Here is a 22,295-nt window from a genome sequence, read left to right as displayed (position 1 = left end):
CAAGGGGTATTTCTAATGGGCGGAAAGCGGAGGGGGCGTTGGCCCCCTATTCCGCCGCGATCGCGAGGCCGTCGTCGTCTTCGTCGTCGCTGAGCGACTTCAATTCGACATTGAGACCCAGGCTGCGCATTTCCTTGACGAGCACGTTGAAGCTCTCCGGAATGCCGGCCTCGAAGGTGTCGTCACCCTTGACGATGGCTTCGTAGACCTTGGTACGGCCGATCACGTCGTCCGACTTCACGGTGAGGATTTCCTGCAGCGTGTAGGCTGCACCGTAGGCCTGGAGTGCCCAGACCTCCATCTCACCGAAGCGCTGGCCGCCGAACTGCGCCTTACCGCCCAGCGGCTGCTGGGTGACGAGGCTGTAGGGGCCGATCGAACGGGCGTGGATCTTGTCGTCGACCAGGTGGTGCAGCTTGAGCATGTAGATGATGCCCACGGTGACCTTGCGGTCGAACGCTTCACCGGTGCGGCCGTCGTAGAGGACCGACTGGCCGTCTGCGTCGAGGCCGGCCTTTTCCAGTTCCACGGTCACATCGCCTTCGCGCGCACCGTCGAAGACCGGCGTACCCATCGGCACACCTGTACGCAGGTTGCTCGCGAGTTCGACGATTTCTTCGGTCGAACGGCTGTCGATCGCATCGTGGTAACGCTCGCCGTAGGTGTCCTTCAGGCGCTCGATCACCGCTTCCGGCGGCTTGACCTTCGAATAGTCTTCGGCGGCGTTCGGGTTGGCGGCCTTCCACTCTTCGAGCTGACGGCCGATTTCCATGCCCAGGTTACGGGCAGCCATGCCGAGGTGCGTTTCGAAGATCTGTCCGACGTTCATGCGCGAAGGCACGCCCAGCGGATTCAGCACGATGTCGACCGGCGTACCGTCTTCGAGGAACGGCATGTCCTCGACCGGCAGGATGCGCGAGATCACACCCTTGTTACCGTGACGGCCGGCCATCTTGTCGCCCGGCTGAAGCTTGCGCTTCACGGCAACGAAGACCTTGACCATCTTGAGCACGCCCGGAGCGAGTTCGTCACCGCGCTCGAGCTTTTCCTTACGGTCTTCGAATTTTTCGTCGATGACCTTCACGCTCTCGTCGTACTGGGTCTTCACCGCTTCGAGCTGCTGCTGGCGGTTGTCGTCCGCAACGGCGAACTTGAACCACTCGTGCTTGTCGATGCCTTCGAGGACGTCGAGAGTGATCTCGCTGCCCTTCTTGACGCCCTTCGGCGCTGCCGAAGCGGTTTGACCTTCGAGCATGTCGCGCAGGCGGTTGTAGGTCGCACGGTTGAGGATCGCGCGTTCGTCGGCGGCGTCCTTGCGGAGGCGTTCGATTTCCTCGTTCTGGATGGCACGCGTACGGTCGTCGATCTCGATACCGTGACGGTTGAAGACGCGGACTTCCACGACGGTGCCGGCAACGCCCGGCGGCAGGCGGAGCGAGGTGTCGCGCACGTCGCTGGCCTTTTCACCGAAGATGGCTCGCAGGAGCTTTTCTTCCGGCGTCATCGGGCTTTCGCCCTTCGGCGTGATCTTGCCGCACAGGATATCGCCCGGGTGCACTTCGGCGCCGATGTAGACGATGCCCGCCTCGTCGAGGTTGCGCAGGGCTTCCTCGCCGACGTTCGGGATGTCGCGGGTGATGTCTTCCGGCCCGAGCTTGGTGTCGCGAGCCATGACTTCGAATTCCTCGATGTGGATCGAGGTGAAGACGTCGTCCTTCACGATACGCTCGGAGATGAGGATACTATCCTCGTAGTTGTAGCCGTTCCAGGGCATGAAGGCGACGAGGCTGTTGCGGCCCACCGCCAGTTCGCCGAGATCGGTCGAGGGGCCGTCGGCAATGACGTCGCCCGGTGCGACCGTTTCGCCCACCTTCACCAGCGGACGCTGGTTGATGCAGGTGTTCTGGTTCGAACGCTGGAACTTCTGGAGCGTGTAGATGTCGACGCCCGACTGGCCGGGTTCGACATCGCCGATGGCGCGGATCACGATACGCGTCGCGTCGACCTGGTCGACGATGCCGCCGCGCTTGGCGGTGATCGCCGCGCCGGAATCGCGCGCCACGGTTTCTTCCATGCCGGTGCCGACCCAGGGCGCTTCCGCCTTGACCAGCGGCACGGCCTGGCGCTGCATGTTGGCGCCCATCAGTGCGCGGTTGGCGTCATCGTTTTCCAGGAACGGAATGAGCGATGCACCGACCGAGACGAGCTGCTTGGGGCTGACGTCCATCAGCGTGATCGTTTCACGCGGAGCCATCAGGTTGTCGCCGGCCTGGCGGGCCGAGACCAGCTCTTCCACGAAGCCGCCCTTGTCGTCGAGTTCGGCCGAAGCCTGTGCGACGGTGTGCTTCTGCTCTTCCATTGCCGAAAGGTACACGACCTCGTCGGTGACCTTGTTGTCCTTCACCTTGCGATACGGCGTCTCGATGAAACCGTACTTGTTGACGCGGGCGAAGGTCGAGAGCGAGTTGATCAGACCGATGTTCGGGCCTTCCGGCGTTTCGATCGGGCAGATGCGGCCATAGTGCGTCGGGTGAACGTCGCGGACTTCGAAGCCTGCGCGCTCACGCGTGAGGCCGCCCGGGCCAAGCGCCGAAACGCGGCGCTTGTGGGTGACTTCCGACAGCGGGTTGGTCTGGTCCATGAACTGCGAGAGCTGGCTGGAGCCGAAGAATTCGCGCACGGCAGCCACGGCCGGCTTCGCGTTGATCAGGTCGTTCGGCATGACGGTCGACACGTCGACGCTGCTCATGCGTTCCTTCACCGCGCGTTCCATGCGCAGCAGGCCGACGCGGTACTGGTTTTCCAGCAGTTCGCCGACCGAGCGGACACGGCGGTTGCCGAGGTTGTCGATGTCGTCGACTTCGCCCTTGCCGTCCTTGAGGTCGACCAGTTCCTTGACCACGGCGAGGATGTCTTCCTTGCGCAGCGTGGTCACGGTGTCTTCGGCGTCGAGGTCGAGACGCATGTTGAGCTTGACGCGGCCGACGGCCGACAGGTCGTAACGCTCGGCGTCGAAGAACAGGCCTTCGAACAGCGCTTCTGCGGTTTCCTTGGTCGGCGGTTCGCCGGGACGCATGACCTTGTAGATCGCTTCCAGGCCTTCATCACGGTTTTCGGCCTTGTCGACCTTCATCGTGTTGCGGATCCAGGGACCGGTGGTGATGTGGTCGATGTCGAGCAGGTCGAGGCTGTCGACGCCGGCAGCGTCGAGCACTTCGAGGTTCTCTGCCGAGACTTCGTCGCCCGCTTCGATGTAGATGCGGCCGGTGCTTTCATCGATCAGGTCTTCGCTGGCGTAACGGCCGAAGACTTCTTCGGTCGGCAGCAGGAGGGTTTCCAGACCGTCCTTGGCAGCCTTGTTGGCGGCACGCGGGCTGATCTTCTGGCCTGCGGGGAAGACTTCTTCACCGGTCTTGGCATCCACCAGCGGGAAAGCCGGCTTCTGGCCGCGCCAGTTTTCCGCAACGAACGGCAGTTCCCAGCCGTCCTTGGCGCGCTTCCAGGTGACCTTGTCGTAGAAATGGTCGAGGATGCCTTCGCTATCGAGGCCGAGGGCATAAAGCAGCGCAGTGACCGGCAGCTTGCGCTTACGGTCGATACGCACGTTGACCACGTCCTTGGCGTCGAATTCGAAATCGAGCCACGAACCGCGGTACGGAATGATGCGGGCGGCGAACAGCAGCTTGCCCGAGGAGTGGGTCTTGCCGCGGTCATGGTCGAACAGCACACCCGGCGAACGGTGCATCTGCGAGACGATAACGCGCTCGGTGCCGTTGATGATGAAGGTGCCGTTGTCCGTCATCAGGGGCATGTCGCCCATGTAGACGTCCTGCTCCTTGATATCGAGGACGGAGCGGGTTTCGGTTTCCTGGTCGACTTCAAAGACGATCAGGCGCAGCGTAACCTTCATCGGCGCGGCGTAGGTGATGCCGCGCTGGCGGCATTCGACGATGTCGTATTTCGGCTGTTCGAGCTCGTAATGCACGAAGTCGAGTTCGGCGGTGCCGGCGAAGTCGCGGATCGGGAAGACCGAACGCAGCGTCTTTTCGAGGCCGGAGACGTAATCGATCTCCTTGTTCGAACGCAGGAACTGTTCGTAGCTCTCGCGCTGAACCTCGATCAGGTTCGGCATGTCGACGACTTCGTGGATGTCGCCGAAAATCTTGCGGATACGCCGCTTCGCGGTGCCCGACGATGTGTTGCGGGGTGCCTTCGCCTTGGTAGCCATAAAGGAGCTCGTCCTCTTTCAGTGTGCCTGCAACCCTGCGCGGACAGGGTCGCCAATAGATGTCTCATGCGCGTGAGAACCGTATCGCGAGACGCAAAAAGGCCGCAGGACAAGCACACCCGGTCGGGCGGCGGCTGCAGCTCTTATAGAACGTCGCGATATGGAAACGCCGCTTCCATCCTGGTTCCGATCCCCGCGCATGAATCGGACTCGCTCGAAGCGTGCGGTCGAGGGAGCATGTAGGAAGCGCGCAGGGGAAAGTCAAACGCCTGTTTGAAGGCGGCGAAGGCGCCTTGGCGATGAGGCTTTCCTACTGCCGCGTCGGCGCCGCAGACAAGTCCGGCGCCAATGATCGACCACCCCCCTCTTGAAGCCCGGAAGCCCTCCCTGCCGAAAGCCATCGGTCAATGTGTCAACCAGGCCGGATCGGACCAAGACCTTGGAAAAACGCCATTTTCGGGGATCCCGCCATGGCGACAGGGTGCCACCTTCGTCGCCCGCACAACTAGCCGGACCCGGCACATATCGTTTTTCGATATTATCGATTGACAATAAACGCGACTCGCCTTATTGATTATCGATATTGACGATCAAGGAGTTCGATAAATGACCCGTTTCACCAACCACCTCGCCGCAGTGTCCGCCGCCATCGTGATCACGGTCCTGTCGCTGCAGGCAATCACTGCCGTACCGCTTGCCGAAACGACCGTAATGGTCGCCCCGGCCATCGCCTGAACCCGATTTAGGATAGAGCCATGACACAGACCCTTCCCAATGACGGCCTGCTCAAGGCAGCGCGCATCGTCACCCTGATCGCCCAGTTCTTGCTCGGCGTGGCATTCCTGGCCCTGCTGGTTGCCATCCCGATCGTCCTGATGAGCCAGGCGCATATCGTCGACGAGATGCTTCCGACGGCCACCGTGGCAGCAGGCACTGTGGCCGCCACTATCGCCGTGGTCCTGTTCATGGGCGCGATCATGGTCGCGATCGGCTTCTTCTTCCTGCGCATCCTTCGCCGGATCATCGGCTCGGTCGGAGAGGGCGATCCCTTCATTCTCGAAAACGCCGATCGCCTGCGCACGATGGGCTGGCTGGCCGTGTCGATCGAACTGCTCAAGCTGCCTGCCAGCGCCCTCGCCGTCTTCATCGCACAGCAGGTGAAGCAGGACACCTTCACGGTCGATGTCGAACTTTCGATCACCGGCCTCTTGATTGCCCTGGTGCTCTTCATCCTTGCCCGCGTATTCCGCCACGGCGCCGCCATGCGCGAAGATCTCGAAGGGACCGTGTGATGCCAGCCGAAGACGAAGGAGCCACCATCATGGTCAAACTCGACGACCTCCTGCACGAACGCCGCATGACGCTGACCGAACTGGCGGAACGCGTCGGCCTGACCCTCGCCAACCTCTCCATCCTCAAGACCGGCAAGGCCAAGGCGATCCGTTTCTCGACGCTGGCGGCCATTTGCCGGGAACTCGATTGCCAGCCGGGCGACCTGCTTTCCTACGAGAATGCTTGACTCAGCCCACGAAATCCTTAGAGGCCCGCCGCGAAGGCGGGTCTCTTTGTATTCGCCCTCATCCGTCCGAGACAGTTGGTGACCGGGATTTGCCGGTCTTAATTTCCAGCCTAGACGGGGAAAAGAGATTTTCCGGCAGGCTTGATGCCCGCCGTTTCGCGCCAGATGGCGCACTCCTTCCCCCATCAACGGACTCGCCCGTGTTGTTTCGACAGCATGGACAAACGTAGCCGATCCCGGCGGAGCCATCCGGCGGGGTCATAGTGAAGGAGTATGGCATGGATCGTTCGCAGAAAGCCGATGCGGTCGCCCAGCTCAACGAAGTCTTCAACCAGGCTGGCGTGGTCGTCGTGACCCGCAACCTGGGCCTTACGGTCGCACAGTCGACCGAATTGCGTACGAAGATGCGTGAAGCCGGTGCGTCCTACCAGGTTGCGAAGAACCGTCTCGCCAAGCTCGCTCTCGACGGTACCGATTACACCGGTATCGCCGACCACCTGACCGGCCCGACCGCCCTCGCTTACAGCGAAGACCCGGTTGCAGCTGCCAAGGTGGCAGTGGATTTCGCCAAGACGAACGAGAAGCTCGAAATCGTCGGCGGTTCCATGGGAGCGGTTGCGCTCGACGAAGCCGGGGTCAAGGCACTCGCCTCGATGCCGAGCCTCGACGAACTGCGTGGCACGATCGTGGGCCTCCTCAACGCGCCGGCAACCAAGGTTGTCCGCACGGTCAAGGAACCCGTTTCGATGCTCGCACGCGTCTTCGGTGCCTATGGCGCCAAGGAAGCGGCGTAAGAGACCTCTCGCAAACGCGACTTATTCATCGGGGCAAACCAATCATCCGCCCCGGCCTATTTATTGGAGTGAAACATCATGGCTGATATCGCCAAGCTTGTTGAAGAACTGTCGAAGCTGACTGTCATGGAAGCCGCTGAGCTTGCCAAGGCACTTGAAGAAGAGTGGGGCGTAAGCGCCGCTGCTGCTGTTGCTGTTGCTGGCCCCGCCGGCGGCGGTGACGCAGGTGCCGCTGCTGAAGAAAAGGACGAATTCGACGTCGTCCTCACCGGCGACGGTGGCAAGAAGATCCAGGTCATCAAGGAAGTCCGCGCCATCACCGGTCTCGGCCTTACCGAAGCCAAGGCTCTTGTCGAAGGCGCTCCCAAGGCGCTCAAGGAAGGCGTCAACAAGGCTGAAGCCGAAGAAATCAAGGGCAAGATCGAAGCAGCCGGCGGTACCGTCGAGCTCAAGTAAGCTTCGTTCAGCTTTCGCTGATTTTGAAGAAGGGCGGTGCCGCAAGGCGCCGCCCTTTTTTGCGCCCGTCACCATTCTTGATCGCCGGGAATCCCTCTTGCGGGGGCGCTTGCCTCACCCCTCGAAAATAGGGTCCGAAAAAGATAGCGATTGGTCTTGCCTCGCGGACACTGCCCCCTTAATGGCGCCCTCCCACAAGGGTCGTTTACATGATAGATTTGATTGGTTTTTTCGCGCTGTATGGCGCGCTGTGCTTTGTCGTCTCCGCGGTTCTGGTCAGGTTTGCGCCCGACTCGGTTTCGGCGCGCATCATTCGCAAGAGGCTGCCGGCGATGCTGGCGCTCCCCGTCCTGCTCGTCGTGGACGCGTTTACGCTCGCCGCAAGTCTCTCCGCCGCGGCGGTGCGCTGGCTACGCCGTCTTTTCGAAGTCCTTTCCGGGCGCAAGCTGCGGTCGCGATCCTCGATGTATTTCAGCTACGGCTCGCAACCACGTCAGCGTCGTCGCCGGACCTGATCGCCGAGGAAACTACATCCGGTAATTCAGCCTCAGCCCCACGGTGTCGATGCCGGGGTTCTGTTCGGAATTGAACAGGCGCGCATTGCTGATGTGGACCCAGCTGACCTCGATAGACCAGCGCGGGTCGAGGTCCACACCGATCGCGAGCTCCGGTTCAAACAGGACGCGGCTACCGAGATCGGTTCGCATCCCGGTTGCGGGATCGACCCGCAGATCGGGTGCGTCATGGATCACGAGGCCCACGCCGGGACGCAGGTAGAGCTTGCCGACCTCCGCCTTCCAGCTCACGCCGACGCCGGCGAAATTCGTGTCGCCGTCTGAATTGACCGAACCGAACACATAAGGCTGCGGACCGCCGAGGCTCTCCAAACCCGCGATCGGATCGAAGCGATATCCGACCTGCAGGTCCGCCCCGCCCTCGCCCGTGTCGAATGTGAACGGCGTATCGACGCCATGAGCATAGACGCCGCCATAAACCTCGTCGGCATGAGCAGTTGCCGGAAGGCCGAAAGCAAGGGTCGCGGCCAGCAGGGCCGTTATTCGAAGGCGCATCGCAAGTCCTCAATGGTCAGGAATAGCGCGAAGCTAGAAGGTGGAGCCTTTCCGCTGGCTGAAGCGCCAGAAACGTTTGCGCGGCGTTAACCAGACTGCGAAACCTCGTCTTGACGGCGACGCTTTAGCTGGAAGGGCATGGTCAATGCGCCCACCCTGCCCCGCCGTTCACGATCCGGCATAACCCTCGCCCTCGCTGGCGCGGGTCTCGCGGCAGTGCTGGCGATCCCTGCGCAGGCGGCCAGCCCGCAGGTCCTCCTCGCAGCTGCTCCCGGCGTCGCCGGTGCAGCCGATTGCGACGCGGTCCAGCCCGGCGCTGCGGCACGATCGGGCGCGACACTTTCGCGGCAGAGCAAGACGGCGGCCATCCTCGGCCAGGCGAGCGCTCTCGACGCCATTCGCGCACAGCAGGAAGGCCAGGAAGACCATCCGTTGTTTGCGGGCTCTTCGGCCAAGCCGCTCGAACCGGCTGCCGGCCCGGCACCGGCGAGGCAGGCAGGCTGCGGCGTGTCGAGTCCCTTCGCTGCGCGTGCCGTGTTCGATCCGGTCCAGCCATTGTCCTTCATTCCGCGTCGCACCGCCCAACCGCCGATGGCAGCCGCCCCGGTGGTTGGTGGCGGCGCAGACCGCATACTTGGAAGCAAGCTGGTTCCGGTCGGCTCGACAAGCTTCGACAGCGCCTTTGCCCGTGTCAGCCGTACACGCACCAACCTTGGCCCGACGCTCGCCGCTATCGGCGCGCCGCGTGTCGACCAGAACGCGCTGGTCGCCTCGGTCAACCGCTGGGTCAATCGCAGCATTACCCATGCCGAAGACCGCGACCTGTTCGGTCGCGCCGACTATTGGGCCGACGCCGGAACCACGCTGCGCCTTGGAAAGGGTGATTGCGAGGATTTCGCGCTCCTCAAGATGGAATTGCTCGCCGCTGCCGGCATTTCGCGCGACGACATGATCCTGACGCTGGCTCGTGATCTCATTCGTCGCCGCGATCACGCCGTGCTGCTGGTCAAGACCGATGCAGGCTATCTCATGCTCGATAATGTTGGCGACGCCCCGCTCGATGCCCGCGCCGACCACGGGTATCGCCCGGTCATGAGTCTTGGCGCCAAGCAGAGCTGGCTACACGGATACTGAGATCATCGCGGAGCGCGCTCAGCGCTCGGTCATCGCCCTGTCGAAAGCGCGGTTCACCGGCTTGAACAGATAGGACAAGACGCTGCGGCGCGCTGTCAGGATTTCGACATCGCAGATCATGCCCGGCACAATCGGTAGGCGGACGCCGCCCTTCTCGATAAAGGCGCGATCCGTTTCGATCACCACCGCATAATAGGCTTCGCGCTCGACCTCGTCGAAGATGCTGTCCGCGCTGACCTGCGCGACGCGGCCCTTGATGCCCCCATAGATCGAGAAGTCGTAGGCGGTGACCTTCACGTTCGCATCGTCGCCGACCTTCACAAATGCGCGGTCGCTTGGCGAGATGCGCGCTTCGATGAGCAGTTTGTCGCCTACCGGCACGATCTGCATGATCTGTTCGCCCGCACCCACGAAGCCTCCCTGCGTCGTGACCTGCAAATCGTTGACGATGCCGTCCGACGGGGCACGTAGTTCGTTGCGGTCGCGCCGTGCAGAGGCGCCGCGAATGCTCTCTTCATTGACCGCGATGCGTGTCGCGACTTCGCTGCGCTCGGCCAGGGCCTGCTGCCGGAAGTCGGCACGCGCCTGGCTGAGATCGGCTTGCGCCTGGCTGATGGCAGCCGAAGCCCTGCCTGCAGCCTGCCGAGCGGCCGCGAGCCGGCCCTGCAGGTCGACGACCTCACGCTGCGCCGTCAGCAGGTCGGTCTGCGGAACGATGTTCTGTGCTGCGAGCGGGCGCAGCATTTCGACCTGCTCGCGCGCAAGGCGAAGGCTGCTTTCGAGGCTTTGCGCGGTCGCTTGCGCTTCCGACAAATCGCGGCGGCGCTGTTCCACTGCCGAAGCCAGTGAGCTTTCCCGCGCACGCGCGGTTGCCCGCCGCGCCTGTGCAAGCCGCGCTTCTTCTGCGCATGGCGTTCCCGGCTCGCATCCGATCTGACCTCCCGATGCCTCTGAATCCAGGCGCTGTGCGCGGGCGGCAAGGCGTTCGTTCTCCGTCTGGAGCTCGCCGAGGGCAGCAGACGACTGCGTATCGTCGAGGCGAACCAGCAAATCGCCTTTCTTGACGCTCTGTCCGTTGCGCACGAGGATTTCCGACACCACCGCAGGCTCTGCAGGCTGGACCAGCTGCGCCTTGCTCGACGGGATGACCTTCCCGGTCCCACGCGTGATCTGATCGACCTGCGCAAACGCGGCCCAGGCAAACAGGAGCGCGATGCCGACAGCTGCAATGACTATCAGGCGTTGTGCGGCGGGCATCGTACGCCAGCTTGCGCCCAGCCTCATGGCGTCGCTCCTTCGGAACCGGTCTCTTCGTGAACAGCCTCGCCCTGCTCGCTCAAGGTCGAGCGATAACCGGCGCTGGCGGCGACCGGGTCGGGGATGGACAGCCGCCATGTTTTCGTCGTGTCGATACGTCCGCCGACATCGGCTGCGGCATGGCGGTCCTTCACGTCAGGCGCCACGGTCAGCCCGGGCGTAAAAGTCTCTTCGATCACGGTATGCTCTTCCGCCTGTGCGGCAAAGCGGAACCGGTTGAAATCCACCTGCGGGAGAAACTCGCTACCGCCCCAGCCGCGATAGAAGCTCGCGGCTCGCCCCGGCGACCCGGGGAAGCGGTAAAAGATATGGCGGCCGATCTGGGTGATCTTGCCCAGCGTGTAGGCCCATTTCGGCACCACGTAATCGGCGTGGTAGTGCGTTGCAGTGCCGACGTCGGCCACAACGTGTCCGGCCAGTGCGTCTTTCGCCACCGCCTTGGCCTGCTTCCAAAGATTTGCCTGCGGCGTACGCATCAAGGCGCCGTCGCATGTAAAGCTGAACTGGCACACAGGCCGGTTGTAGCCCTGGTAGACGACACCGCAGACGGTGTTTGGATAGGCCGGATGCCGGACGCGGTTCAACACCACCTGGGCAACGGCACGCTGGCCCTTCTCCGGTTCGAGAGCTGCCTCGTAATAGACAGCCTGCGCGAGGCACTGGTTGGCCGTCTTGTAGGATGCGGATCCCAGCGGAATGCCGGCGAAACCGCGCGCAGTTTCCAGCCGCGCCTTCATTTTGGGAATGGCGAGATTGCGGCTCTGCGCATCGACGATCTGGGCCGTGCCCAATTGGTCGATCTCGACCGTGCCCGTCGTCATTTCCGAGATATCGCGCTGTAGCGACGGGGCGAGCTTCGCCATCGCCCGGGCCGAATTTGCAGGCGCCAGCAGGGACGACGTGCCAACAAGCAGGCTGGCCAGCGCAAGGAATGCAAGCGCGCCGAAACGGCGGGCGCGGGTAACCGTTGCAGCGGTCATGATGCTGCTCCCTTCGCTGCGCCAGCCTTGGCCAAGACTTCGGCCACCGGACCGTCTGCCGCCACGCGGCCGCGATCCAGGACGATCAAGCGGTCGCAGATCGAAAACAGTGCCGGGCGGTGGGTCGCGATGACGAGCGTCTGTTTTGCGTCGAGCGAATTGCCGAGACGGTCGACGAACATCTTCTCCGTATCGCTGTCCATCGCGCCCGTCGGCTCGTCCAGGAACAACAGCTCGCGCGGGGCGACCATGGCGCGGGTAAGCGCAAGGAAACTACGCTGGCCGCCCGAAAGCTGCCTGCCATCTTCGCCGACCGCACGGTCGAAACCGCCGCTGTCACGCGACAGGAAGAAGTCTGCGCCCGTTGCGCGCATCGCTGCCTGCAAGTCTTCTTCGGAAATTCCCATCCGGCCCAGCGTCAGATTGTCACGCACGGAGCCCGAAAACAGCGCTGCGTCCTGCCCAACGAAGCCGAGCGCGTCGCGCAATTGCTGCGGACGATACTGGTGCACGTCGATACCGTTCACCAGCATGGCGCCGCCGGTCGGCCGGTAGAGGCCGCACAGCAGGCGGCCCAAGGTGGATTTGCCCGATGCGACCCGTCCGACCAGCGCCACGCGCTCGCCCGGTTCGATCGTCAGGTTGAGGCCGGAGAGCGCGGACTGCGCATTCTCGTCATAGGCAAACTCGGCATTGTGAAATTCGATGCGCGGATTGCGGATTGCTGCCGGTGCCACGCTGGCGCCGAGGCGACGCTCGTCCTCACCCTCGAACAGGCGCTCGATACTGCCGAGCGTTTCCTGGGCCTGCCGCCCTCGCGTCAGCAGGAAGGCGATTTGCCCGGCGGGCGCAAGCGAGCGCGAGGCCAGCATCACGATGGCAATGATCGCGCCCATGGTGATCTGGCCAGAAGCGAAAAGGTAGTAGCCGCCGATGATCAGCGACACCGTCGAAACCTGCTGGAAAACCTGGGCTAGGCCCACTGCCAGCGAGTTGATCGACCGCAGGCGCAGTTGGGAATGTCCGCCGATTTCGGCCAACTGGTGCCAGCGCGACAGCATGCCGCCCTCGCCGCCCATCGCCTTGAGCGTTTCGGCACCGGTCAGCGATTCGACCAGCAGGGTCTGCTGCAGACCGTAATCGGCCTGCGCATCCTGCGATGCCTCGACAACCTTCTTCTGGAGAACATATCCGGCGATCATCATCGCGGCGATGATCGTCAGCGGCACAAGTGCGAGCCAGCCGGCAATGATTGCGATGACCCCTACGAAAACGAGGAGGAACGCGACATCGACCACCAGAACGACCGAAGTCGAGGCGAAGAAATCGCGCACCACGGCGTATTCCGCCACCCGTGCGGCGAGTGAGCCGGTATGTCCCTTGCGTTCCGACAGGGGAACGGCAAGCAGGCGCGAAAAAATCTTCTGGCTGAGCTTGAGGTCCAGCCGCTGCGCGATTTCATCGACGATCGAAGTGCGTGCGCGGCGCAAGGCAAATTCGAGCACGAAGGCCAGGACCACACCCGTACCCAGAACCCAGAGCGTTTCCTGCGCCTGGTTCGGGATGACACGGTCGTAGACGTTCATCGTGAAGATCGGCAGCGCGACGGCGAGCAGGTTGATCAGCAGCGAGGCCAGCAAGACCGGCATGAACGACCGACGCTCCCGGCGCAGTTCGCCCCAAAACCAGTGCTGGCGCGCCTTGGCGTGCCATGGCGCCTCGTCGGTGCGCATCTTGTCCGGATCGCCGTGGATCGGGATGAGCGTTCCTGCAAAAGCTTCCGCGATACCGTCACGCGCTTCCCAGATTTCACTGCCGGACTCAGGGCGCCAGACGAGGAGTTCGTCGCCTTGCATGTCGAGCAGGAGGACATACTGCCGCTCGCCCAGCGCGACGATGGCGGGGAGATCCTTGGCAGTCGACGGTAGCTTGCGCCGCTTCTCGATATCGTAGTTCAGGCCGGCAAGTTCGAGCGCGGCCGCAGCCTGGTGGAGGGGTAGCAAACCGTCCCGGTTGCGCGGCAGCTGCGCCAACAGATCGCGTGCGAAGGGAAGCCCGTAACGACGGGACCCTTCCGCAACGCACTCGACGAGCGGATCAAGGACCCGCCCGTCGATCTGTTCTGAAACCGTTTGTTCCATGGCCTCCACGAGCCCTTAGCGTGTCAATCTCCGTCGACGCGCCTTTGCAGCTCGGCCTCTACCGGCGGACCGTAGTCGAACCGCTGGCGTTCCTGCTCCATCGCACCGGCTCCCGGTGCAATGCTCAGCGCATCTAGAAACTGGTTTGTAGCAGCTAACGTCTGGTACTGCGCAAACAATTGCGAGAAGCGTGCCGTTTCGAGACGTACCTGGGTGTTAAACCTAGTATTCTGCGCATCGAGCACATCGAGCAGCGAACGACGGCCGATGTTGAACTGGCTGCGATACGACAGCAGCAGGTCATCGCTTACCTGGCTCTGGCGTGCGAGCTGTTCGGTCACGCGCCGCTGCGTATACAGCTGCTGCCATGCAAGGCGGACGTCTTCTTCCGCTTCGCGCTGACGGTCATGCAGCGCATAGCGGGCAAGGCTTGCCTGCCGAACGTTTTCCTGCAGCTTGGCACGGTTGATCCCGCCGTCGAACACATTCCAGCGCAGCACGACGCGGGCCTGGATGTCGTTCGTTTCGCCTCGGAAACCGTCGATGTCTTCACCGACACGGCCACGGGCTTCGAGACCGATGGTCGGCCACAAATCGCCCTCTGCCGAATCTACGAGAGCATTGGCGGCATCCACGTCGGCCTGGGCTTCACGCACCAGAGGGTTGTTGATCCGCGCAAGACCGATCGCGCTGGGCAGATCCGGCGGCATCGCGCTGGCAAGGTTCGGCGGCAGAGTTGCCGACGAGACATCGAGGCCGGTGAGGCGGCGCAGCGAGATATAGGCATTTTCGAGCTCGAGGCTCGCCTCTTCGCTACGGACCAGGGCCGACTGGAGACGCTCTTCCGCTTGTTGCTGGTCGGCAATCGAGATCGAACCTTCGTCGACACCGCGAGAAAGGTCGGTCACCAGCGACTGGTGGAATGCTGCGTTGTCGCGCGCAGCAGCAACGACGCGCTGCTGGAGCAGGACGTCGAGGTACTGGCGAGCGATCTGTAGGGCGATGAACTCGGAGCGTTCAAGCACCCGCAGCGAGGCCCCGTCGACACGGGCTGCCTGGCGCAGAAGCTCTCCGCGACGGCGACCGAAGTCGAATACGGTCCATTCGCCGGTGATCCCGGCTTCGAGCGGATAAAGCTCTTCGTCAGAAATGCCGAGCGTGCGGCGTGTGTTGTTCTCAAGCCGGCGGATACCCGCACTCGCCTCGATGTTCACACGCGGCAGAAACAGGCCCTGCGCCTGTCGGCGTTCGAACTCGATCGCCTCCTTGTTGTATTGCGCCTGCAGGATTTGCGGGTTCGACTGCATCGCAATCGTGATCGCCTCCTGCATGGTGACGGCTTCGGTCGCAGCATCCTGCGCCATGGCTGCCGGAGCTGCGCCTGCAAGCAGGAGCGCTGCGGTCATTGCTAGGGTTGTCGTACGCATTATTCGTCCCCCCTCTTATTCGCTGACCTGGATTTCGACGCGGCGGTTCTGCAACTCGCGCACGCCATCGGCAGTCGGCACACGCGGCGATTCCTCGCCCTGTGCCTGGGTCGTGATGCTGGAAGCCGGAATACCGCGGCTTGCCATCAGGTTCGCCACCGCTTCGGCGCGGCGCTGCGAAAGACCTTCGTTGTAGGCGTTGCTACCGGCGCGATCGGTATGGCCGATCACGGTGAAGCTGTTCCAGTCGCAGGCGGGTGCATTCTCGACGACGTACTGGACGGTCTCGACGGCATCCTGCTGCGGGGTGGCGGAATCGAACTCGAAGAAGATCAGGCCCGGTGCTTCGCGGTTGCACACTTCCGGCGCCGGTTCGGGCGTCGGCAGCGGTGCCGGTTCGACGCGCGGGCGCGGGGCACGCTGCATCATGTCGTAAGCCAGAGCGCATCGCGACAGGCTTACCTCGTCGCGCGTGCTGGACTTGAGATAGCCGAGAGCGATGCCGCACTGGGCCTTGGTTTCGCTGGCCCAGATGTAGCGCGGGTCGTTGGCGGACACGACCGAAGAGTCGTTCGTCATCGCCAGACCTGCGTCGTAGCGCCGCTGCACTTCGGAGCGGAGCTCGTCCATGCCGAGCGCCATCAGGTCATCCTGCGCGAAAGCCGCGGAGGGCGTCAGCCCGACCGCAGCTCCTGCCAGCGTGAATACCGCTGTTATTTTCTTCATTGCAAGTTCCCCTGTTGCAGAGTTTCCTGAGTTATCATGCTGCCGTCCCGGCAAGGGCGGCATCATCGAGCTGGTCGACCGTCAAGCCGTTTGCCAGCGATTGAGCGAGGCCCGGCTGGACCATCGTGTCGAGCAACCCTTCGGTCGGGACGATCGACTGCAAGCCGTCGCCCTCTATGCCGCTTTCAACCGCGAAATGCGTAACCAGTGCGTCAACGCTGGCTTCTGCAGCGATGTCTTCGATCGCTTCACCGATAGCCAGCTTGGCATCCAGCGCGCCATTTGCATTGGTGATTTCCGGCGCTTCGATGAGCAGCAGGGCTTCCATCGCGGCGCTCGCATCGCCGGTGGCTATGTCGAGCCCGCCAACTGCGTCATTCGAAGCGAAAGTTCCTTCATTAGGTGCGCCGAATGCAGCGTAGTCGATACCCATCTCCGAACCTTCGAAGGGGAAGATCGGGGCAGCATCGCTAAGTGCCACGTCGTTGCCCAGGATGTTCGCGTCGAATGAGTCGAGGGTACTGGAGCCCAGTTCGAACTCGAGCTCGGGTGCGATTGCACCATCGAATTCGCTGGTGCCGATCACCAGGTCGAGCGCAGGGTCATAGCTACCCGCAACAAAGCTGGTGAACGAGGCGTCGGCACCGGTCTCGAGAACGAGAGGCTCGAACGATCCGTAGTCACCAAGCATGAAGCCGCTGGCGATTGCCGTCATCGTGGTCATTTCAAGCGTCTTCAACTCGGCGCCTTTGGCACCGCCGGATCCGAAACCGTTACCGCCGGTAAGGGTGCCATTGTCGTTCTCGGCGCTTTCGAACAGGCTGGCTTCGGTCATGAACTCGGCCGTTGTCGCGAAAGATGCCGACGATGCGCCGGACCCAGCAGGCAGCGCCGTGATGTCGAGCGTGCCGGCATCGACAATGTCGCCATCACCGTCCTCGATCGAGATCGGCACCGTGAAGTTGACAGGCTCGTCGGTCGTCACCGTTGCGCCGAAATCGCCGATCTTGAAGGTGTTGCCGCCTCCATGACCCCATTCGATGCTGTTATAGCCGTCGTTGGTGAAGGCCGCGATCCGCGTATCGGTCACTACATTTGCAACGTTGACAGTCCCGTCGCCGTTGAAAGTAACGGTGTAGTTGTTACCTCCGACATCGTAGGTGCCGTCGCTATCAATCACTGTCGTGACGCCGTTGTAGCTGATGGCGATGCTGGTCACGATATCCGGCGAACCATCGCCGACATCCTTGAGCGTGCCGGTATCATCATCATCGAAGGCCGCGATCGTAACGATCGTCGAACTCGTGATCTTGGTGAAGAATGCAGAGCCGCCGTTGATGGTCTGGTGACCTTCGAAACTCTGCGTATCGTCGCCAGCGTAGAAGTCGCCACCCGACACCGGAGCGCCAGACAGATCGGTCACGTAATCGACGCGCATTGCTTCGCCGCCGCCGACCGAGTTACCGCTGCCGACGCCGCCTTCATTGGCGTTTGTGTTGACCGTTCCGCCATTAACCGGCGTCAGGAGCAAGTCGAGGCTGTCGTTGGTCGCAGGCTGGTTGAAGCCCGCCCACGATCCGTTACCGCCCACGAAGTTGTAACCGCCGTCGTTGAAATCGACATCGGTGACCGCATCCAGAGGCTGGCTCATGGTGACAACATAGTTGTCGTCATTGCCGGTAGGTTCGAGGGCGATGGTGAACACAGGGCTGTCGTCGGTCGACTTCGTCGCGGTCAGGACCGTGCCATCTGCCGAGATCGAGTACTCGAGCGGCGCCAAGCCCGAAGTCAGGCCCTGTCCTTCGAGTGCGGTGATCGAAGCAGCGGTGAAGATGACTGCTCCAGCGCCATCGGCCCCGAAATTGTCGTCGACATCGAGATCGCTCAGGTCGAGCGTCGTCGGTGCCGATGACGAACCGCCGGTATTGGTTACGAAAGCCGCATCAGGATCGAGTGCAGTTGGCACATCGTCGACGATCGAGATGACGATCGAACCCGGAGTGGGATCGCTGTCGCCCGTCGCGTCCGTGATCGTGGTCGTGATCGTGTCGAGGATCGGGTTCACCTCGCCCTGGCCCGTATGCGTCAGCGCAGCCGATAGCGTGTAGGTGTACTGGTAGGAGAAAACGCCGATACCATTGTCGATGATGTCGGTGATCTCGATCACACCCTTGCTCGTCGTCAACGTGTCACCGATCTCCGGATCGGTCAGCGTGTTGCCGTTGTCCGCTTCGAGCGTGAAGGTCACGTCTTCGCCGTTGGTCTGGATCGAGAATGCGCCAGCAGCAGTCTCGCTGTCGGGACCATGCTGGGTGCCGTCGGCAAGCCCGTCTTCAAACACCTCGCGAAGATCACCGATAAGGTTCGGAGCGTTGGGATCCTGGCTGATGCTGATGACCAGCTCCGCCAGGTCCGTGTCGCCATCGGCATCGGTGATCTGGTAGGTAAAGGTCTCGCTAGCGCCATTGGGGACCGATGCAGCGGTGAGAGTATAGGTATAGCTGCCGTCGTCCTCGATCGTCAGGTCACCATAGGCACCCGAGACCGTAACCTGGGTGTCGACAACCGTCAGAGCGCCCACGTCGCCTTCGCCGCCGCTGCGCACGCCTGTGACTTCGGTGCCATCCGTCGGAATGTCGGCATTGATGGCATCGGCATTGTCGCCGCCGGTCGTGCCGTCGTAAACGTTGCCGCTGGCCGAATTGCCCGCACCTTCGACAACAGTGTTGCTATCATCGACAGCCAGTGGAACATCGTCCGAGACACTGACATCGACGCGTCCCAAGGCCACATCGCCGTCGAGATCCGTCGCCACGACATTGACGAAGCCAAGCGCGTCGAGCTCGTCTCCGGCATCTGCATGGCCCAGATAATTGTCGTTGAGCGTCGCCGTCACGGTCGCGTCATTACCGTTCACTACCAGAGTGAGGGTAACTACCGGACCGTCGGCATCCGAACCCACGATTTCGAAATCGCCAGTACGTACCCAGTCGAGGTCGCCGCCGAGATCGCCCACATCGCCAAAGACGATGGTCGCAAAAGGATCGGATCCGGGAACGAAATTGATCGTGCCCTGGTCGAAATCGTCGCCGCCCGGGGTGCTGCCGTCAGCAAGGTTCTGGTCGTCGACACTGAGGTCAAGGCCTGCAGGATCGCCCGGTGCTGCACCGTCTTCGATGCGGATCGGCTGTGTCGCCGTGTCCATGTCGCCATCGCCGTCGGTCAGCGTATAGGTGAAGTCGGCAAGGATCGCTCCGCTGGTTTGATCCAGACCCGTAGCCGGATCGAACGTCCAGTTGCCGTCCATATCGATGGTGTAGGTGCCATTCCCATTGGTCAGCGTCGCGTTGCTGCCGTCCTGCGGAACCGCGACGGTATCGGAACCCACCGTAATCGAGGTAACGGTCGCTCCGTCTGCGCCTTCCGTATCGGCAACGCCGTCGGTCATGACATTGCCGCTGATAGCGGCCGCATCTTCAGCGACGGTGATCAAGGTCTGATCGGTCGCAGTCGGAACGTCGTCGACGATGCTGACTTGGATTTCGCCAGTGCCGATGACGTTATTGTCCTGGTCGACCACCTGGTAGGTGAAGGTTTCGAAGCCGGAGACCACGCTGGCGTTGACCGTGTTGTCCCCATTATCACCGCCCTGGTCTGGCGAAAGCGTGTCGCCATCGACCGGCGCGGTCAGCGTGTAGCTATACTCGCCGGTTGCCGCGTCGAGCGTCAGCGTGCCGTACGAACCGGTCGCGCTAGATGTAAGGGAATAGGTGAGTGTTCCGCTCGCACCGGTGACAGTGATTTGGCCGTTTGCATCCGTTTCGCTGTCGGTGCCGCCGGCGCTGCCGATTCCGTCAAGGCCGGCCTCGAAAACAAGCGCGTCATTGTCCGATACGTTTCCGGCTACATTATCGATCGAGATAACGAGCTGAGCTTCCGCCACATCGCCGTCACCGTCGATGATCTGATACGTGAAGGTATCTGTCGTATCGGCGTTCGTCGAATTGGCGAAGCTATCGTAAGTGTAGTCCCCGTTGGCCTGGATAGTCAGTGTGCCAAGCGAAGAAGTGACCGTGAACGGTCCCGTGCTATCGCTGTCGCCAGTATCGTCGCTGGTTACGCCGAGGATGCCCGCAAGGCCATCTGCACCCGCCACATCGACACCGAAACCGTCATCGTCGGTCAGGATGTTTCCTGAGGTGCTGGCACCTTCCGAAACCGTGTTGGCGTTGTCTTCTGCAACAGGGATGTCGTCGACGATCGAAATGACGATCTGGCCTGGCGTGAGATCGCTGTCGCCCGTTGCGTCGGTCACGCTCATGTCGATCGTGTCGGACAGCGGGTTGATCTCACCCTGCCCCGTATGGGTCAGAGCCGCCGAAAGCGTGTACTCGTAGCCATAGGTAAAGGTGCCATTGCCATCATCGGTGATCGAAGTGATCTCGACCACACCCTTGCTCGTGATCAGCGTGTCGCCGACCGACGGATCGGTCAGCGTGTTGCCGTTGTCCGCTTCGAGCGTGAAAGTGACATCTTCGCCATTGGTGACGACATTGAAGCTGCCTGCAGCCGTTTCGCTGTCGGCGCCATGCTGCACGCCGTCCGCAAGGCCGTCTTCATAGACCATCAGCGCATCGCCGGTGATGTCGGGAGCGTTGGGATCCTGGTTCAGCGTGATGACCAGCTCTGCCAGATCCGTATCGCCGTCACCATCCGTGATCTGGTAGGTGAAAGTCTCGCTGGTCACGCTCGAAGGGATGGAGGCAGTCTTCAGCGTATAGGTGTAGCTGCCGTCGTCTTCGATCGTTAGGTCGCCATAGGTGCCCGAGATCGTTACCTGCGTACCAACAGCAACTAGCGCACCTGCATCGCCTTCGCCGCCGGTGCGTACACCGGTGACCTCGATACCGGCAGTGCCGTCTGTGTCGGCGCCAAGTTCGTCGCCATTATCGCCCGCGCCGTTGCCGTCATAGACATTGCCAGAAGTCGAGTTGCCAAGACCTTCGACGACGCTATTCGTATCATTTTCCGCGGTGGGAACATCGTCGATGACCTGGATGTCGAGGGATGCAGTGTCCTGCGAGCCGTCGGTATCGGTGGCGATCACTTCGAAGCTGTCGGTGACATCGTCTTCGCCGGCAGCGTCATGCTCCAGAGTGTTGTCGCTCAGCTCGTATTCGTAGAACACGGTTGCCGAGACCACATCGCCATTGGCGTCGGTGGTCACGGTCACATCGGTGATCCGGGCCGTGCCGAACTCGCCGGTGATCGAGACCGGATAGGTCTCGCCATTGCCCCAGACCGCAGTGCCGCCAACCGTCAGCACGCTCAGCCCGTCGGGGCTGTCGACCGTGAAGCTGCCATCCTGCACCAGCGCGTTCGCATCGGGCGACGAGCCTTCCGGCAGGTCGTCTTCGTCGACCATTTCTTCGGGCGTCTTGAGGTCGAGACCGTTGATTGTCACGATGTCGTCCGCGCCGTTGATCGTGATCGTCAGCGTCGTCGGCGAGCTGTCGCCGTCGCCATCGGTGATTGTGTATTCGAACACCTCGGTCAGGCTGTCGTCGGAGTCGAGGCCCTGGACCAGCGGGTTCGCATTATCGAGCTCGTAGGTGTAGCTGCCATCCGCATTGAGCGTCAGCGTGCCGTACAGACCGGCAAGCGGAGCGCCCACCGTGCCGGCATCGGTGCCGAACGAGAAGGCCGACACTTCGGCGCCGTCCGCACCCTGCGTATCTGCGCCATTGTCGCCATTGGCCTCCGCATCGGTGATGACGTTGCCGCTGGCAGCGAGCGGACCGTCTTCGGTCACGCTGTCCGTGTCGGGACGTGCGGTGGGCACATCGTCGACGATGTCGATATCGAGATCGCCGGAGACAGTGTCGCCGTCCTGGTCGGTAACGGTCACTTCGAAGCTGTCGAAGGTGTCGTCGCCGTCGGTATTGGTGGTCAGCTCGTATGTGTAACCGATCTCGCCTTCGGCGATCGAGGTCACGGTCAGAGTGCCGAAGCTACCGGTGAAGGTCTGGCCGACAGCGGTCACTGCAGTGCCGCCGATGGTGATCACCGCCGGGCCATCTGGCGCGGTATAGGTGAAGGTGCCGCTCGTGAACTCGCCATCGGTCGCCGCAGCCGAACCTGCCGGAAGACCGGCCTCGTCGACTTCGGTACCCGCTTCGCCGGCAACCGGAAGATCCAGCGTGACCGGGCTGTCGGCGATCGCGATGATCAGCGTGGCCGTGGCCGTATCGCCGTCGCCGTCCGTGATCAGGTAATCGAAGCTGTCTTCGACATCGCCGGGCGTGCCCGCATCGCGGGTGTAGCTGTAGGTTCCGTCAGCCGCGATCGTCAGCGTGCCGTATGCGCCCTGCACGGTTTCGCCCGCAGCGCCCGAACCGCCCGAACCGGTGAAGGACGTGACAACCGCATCGTCCGCGCCGACGGTGTCGTTGGCAAGAACATTGCCGCCAACCGGGCCGTATTCGCCCGCAGCAATCGCATTG

General features: G+C 62.4%; 15 protein-coding genes. 7 read left to right on the top strand and 8 right to left on the bottom strand.

Annotation, left to right across the window (positions count from 1 at the left end; translation table 11 throughout):
• Positions 1-46: 46 nt before the first annotated feature.
• Positions 47-4,228, bottom strand: coding sequence for a DNA-directed RNA polymerase subunit beta (gene rpoB / locus BM173_RS03985; RefSeq protein ID WP_090477487.1), 4,182 nt, complete (start codon positions 4,226-4,228; stop codon positions 47-49).
• 606 nt (positions 4,229-4,834) lie between these two features.
• Between rpoB and BM173_RS14845 the strand changes: the two genes are divergently transcribed.
• The 6 genes from BM173_RS14845 to BM173_RS03955 all read left to right on the top strand — a co-directional run bounded on the left by BM173_RS14845 (position 4,835) and on the right by BM173_RS03955 (position 7,512).
• A complete protein-coding gene (locus BM173_RS14845; protein WP_281247523.1) occupies positions 4,835-4,963 on the top strand; it encodes a hypothetical protein in 129 nt (42 codons plus the stop codon).
• A gap of 20 nt (positions 4,964-4,983) precedes the next feature.
• The gene (locus BM173_RS03975) at positions 4,984-5,520 is read left to right on the top strand and encodes a DUF2975 domain-containing protein (protein WP_090477484.1); all 537 of its coding nucleotides are present in this window, start codon (positions 4,984-4,986) and stop codon (positions 5,518-5,520) included.
• Entirely contained in the window at positions 5,520-5,747 is a 228-nt protein-coding gene (locus BM173_RS03970; RefSeq protein ID WP_090477482.1) for a helix-turn-helix domain-containing protein, read from the top strand. Before BM173_RS03975 ends, BM173_RS03970 begins: the two co-directional genes overlap by 1 nt.
• 278 nt (positions 5,748-6,025) lie before the next feature.
• Positions 6,026-6,541, top strand: coding sequence for a 50S ribosomal protein L10 (gene rplJ / locus BM173_RS03965; protein WP_090477480.1), 516 nt, complete (start codon positions 6,026-6,028; stop codon positions 6,539-6,541).
• Between the two features lie 78 nt (positions 6,542-6,619).
• Positions 6,620-6,997, top strand: a complete 378-nt coding sequence (gene rplL, locus BM173_RS03960; protein WP_090477479.1) for a 50S ribosomal protein L7/L12 — start codon at positions 6,620-6,622, stop codon at positions 6,995-6,997.
• Between the two features lie 209 nt (positions 6,998-7,206).
• The gene (locus BM173_RS03955; RefSeq protein WP_090477477.1) at positions 7,207-7,512 is read left to right on the top strand and encodes a hypothetical protein; all 306 of its coding nucleotides are present in this window, start codon (positions 7,207-7,209) and stop codon (positions 7,510-7,512) included.
• A gap of 12 nt (positions 7,513-7,524) precedes the next feature.
• Here the strand turns inward: BM173_RS03955 and BM173_RS03950 are convergent, their stop codons facing one another.
• On the bottom strand, positions 7,525-8,067 hold the full coding sequence (locus BM173_RS03950) for an acyloxyacyl hydrolase (protein ID WP_090477475.1): 543 nt from the start codon (positions 8,065-8,067) through the stop codon (positions 7,525-7,527).
• 138 nt (positions 8,068-8,205) lie between these two features.
• Here BM173_RS03950 and BM173_RS03945 point away from each other — a divergent pair, with 138 nt between their 5' ends.
• Positions 8,206-9,201, top strand: a complete 996-nt coding sequence (locus tag BM173_RS03945) for a transglutaminase-like cysteine peptidase (protein WP_090477472.1) — start codon at positions 8,206-8,208, stop codon at positions 9,199-9,201.
• A gap of 18 nt (positions 9,202-9,219) precedes the next feature.
• On the opposite strand, the gene BM173_RS03940 is transcribed toward BM173_RS03945, so the two are convergent.
• The 6 genes from BM173_RS03940 to BM173_RS03915 all read right to left on the bottom strand — a co-directional run.
• The gene (locus BM173_RS03940; RefSeq protein WP_090477469.1) at positions 9,220-10,485 is read right to left on the bottom strand and encodes an HlyD family type I secretion periplasmic adaptor subunit; all 1,266 of its coding nucleotides are present in this window, start codon (positions 10,483-10,485) and stop codon (positions 9,220-9,222) included.
• A complete protein-coding gene (locus BM173_RS03935; protein WP_245755747.1) occupies positions 10,482-11,498 on the bottom strand; it encodes a cell wall hydrolase in 1,017 nt (338 codons plus the stop codon). Before BM173_RS03935 ends, BM173_RS03940 begins: the two co-directional genes overlap by 4 nt.
• The gene (locus tag BM173_RS03930; RefSeq protein WP_090477467.1) at positions 11,495-13,639 is read right to left on the bottom strand and encodes a type I secretion system permease/ATPase; all 2,145 of its coding nucleotides are present in this window, start codon (positions 13,637-13,639) and stop codon (positions 11,495-11,497) included. Before BM173_RS03930 ends, BM173_RS03935 begins: the two co-directional genes overlap by 4 nt.
• 23 nt (positions 13,640-13,662) lie before the next feature.
• A complete protein-coding gene (locus tag BM173_RS03925; protein WP_245755746.1) occupies positions 13,663-15,066 on the bottom strand; it encodes a TolC family protein in 1,404 nt (467 codons plus the stop codon).
• 15 nt (positions 15,067-15,081) lie between these two features.
• Complete coding sequence (locus tag BM173_RS03920; RefSeq protein WP_245755745.1) at positions 15,082-15,792, bottom strand: OmpA family protein; 711 nt, start codon at positions 15,790-15,792, stop codon at positions 15,082-15,084.
• Positions 15,793-15,826: 34 nt separating this feature from the next.
• Positions 15,827-22,295 (bottom strand): VCBS domain-containing protein (locus BM173_RS03915; protein WP_218152620.1); only part of this gene is annotated, 6,469 nt, incomplete at its 5' end.

The sequence above is a fragment of the Qipengyuania nanhaisediminis genome (assembly GCF_900115585.1).
In the GTDB taxonomy this organism is placed as follows: Bacteria; Pseudomonadota; Alphaproteobacteria; order Sphingomonadales; family Sphingomonadaceae; genus Qipengyuania; species Qipengyuania nanhaisediminis.
Note: the sequence above shows the minus strand (reverse complement) of the source record. Positions and strands in the feature narration are given on the sequence as shown.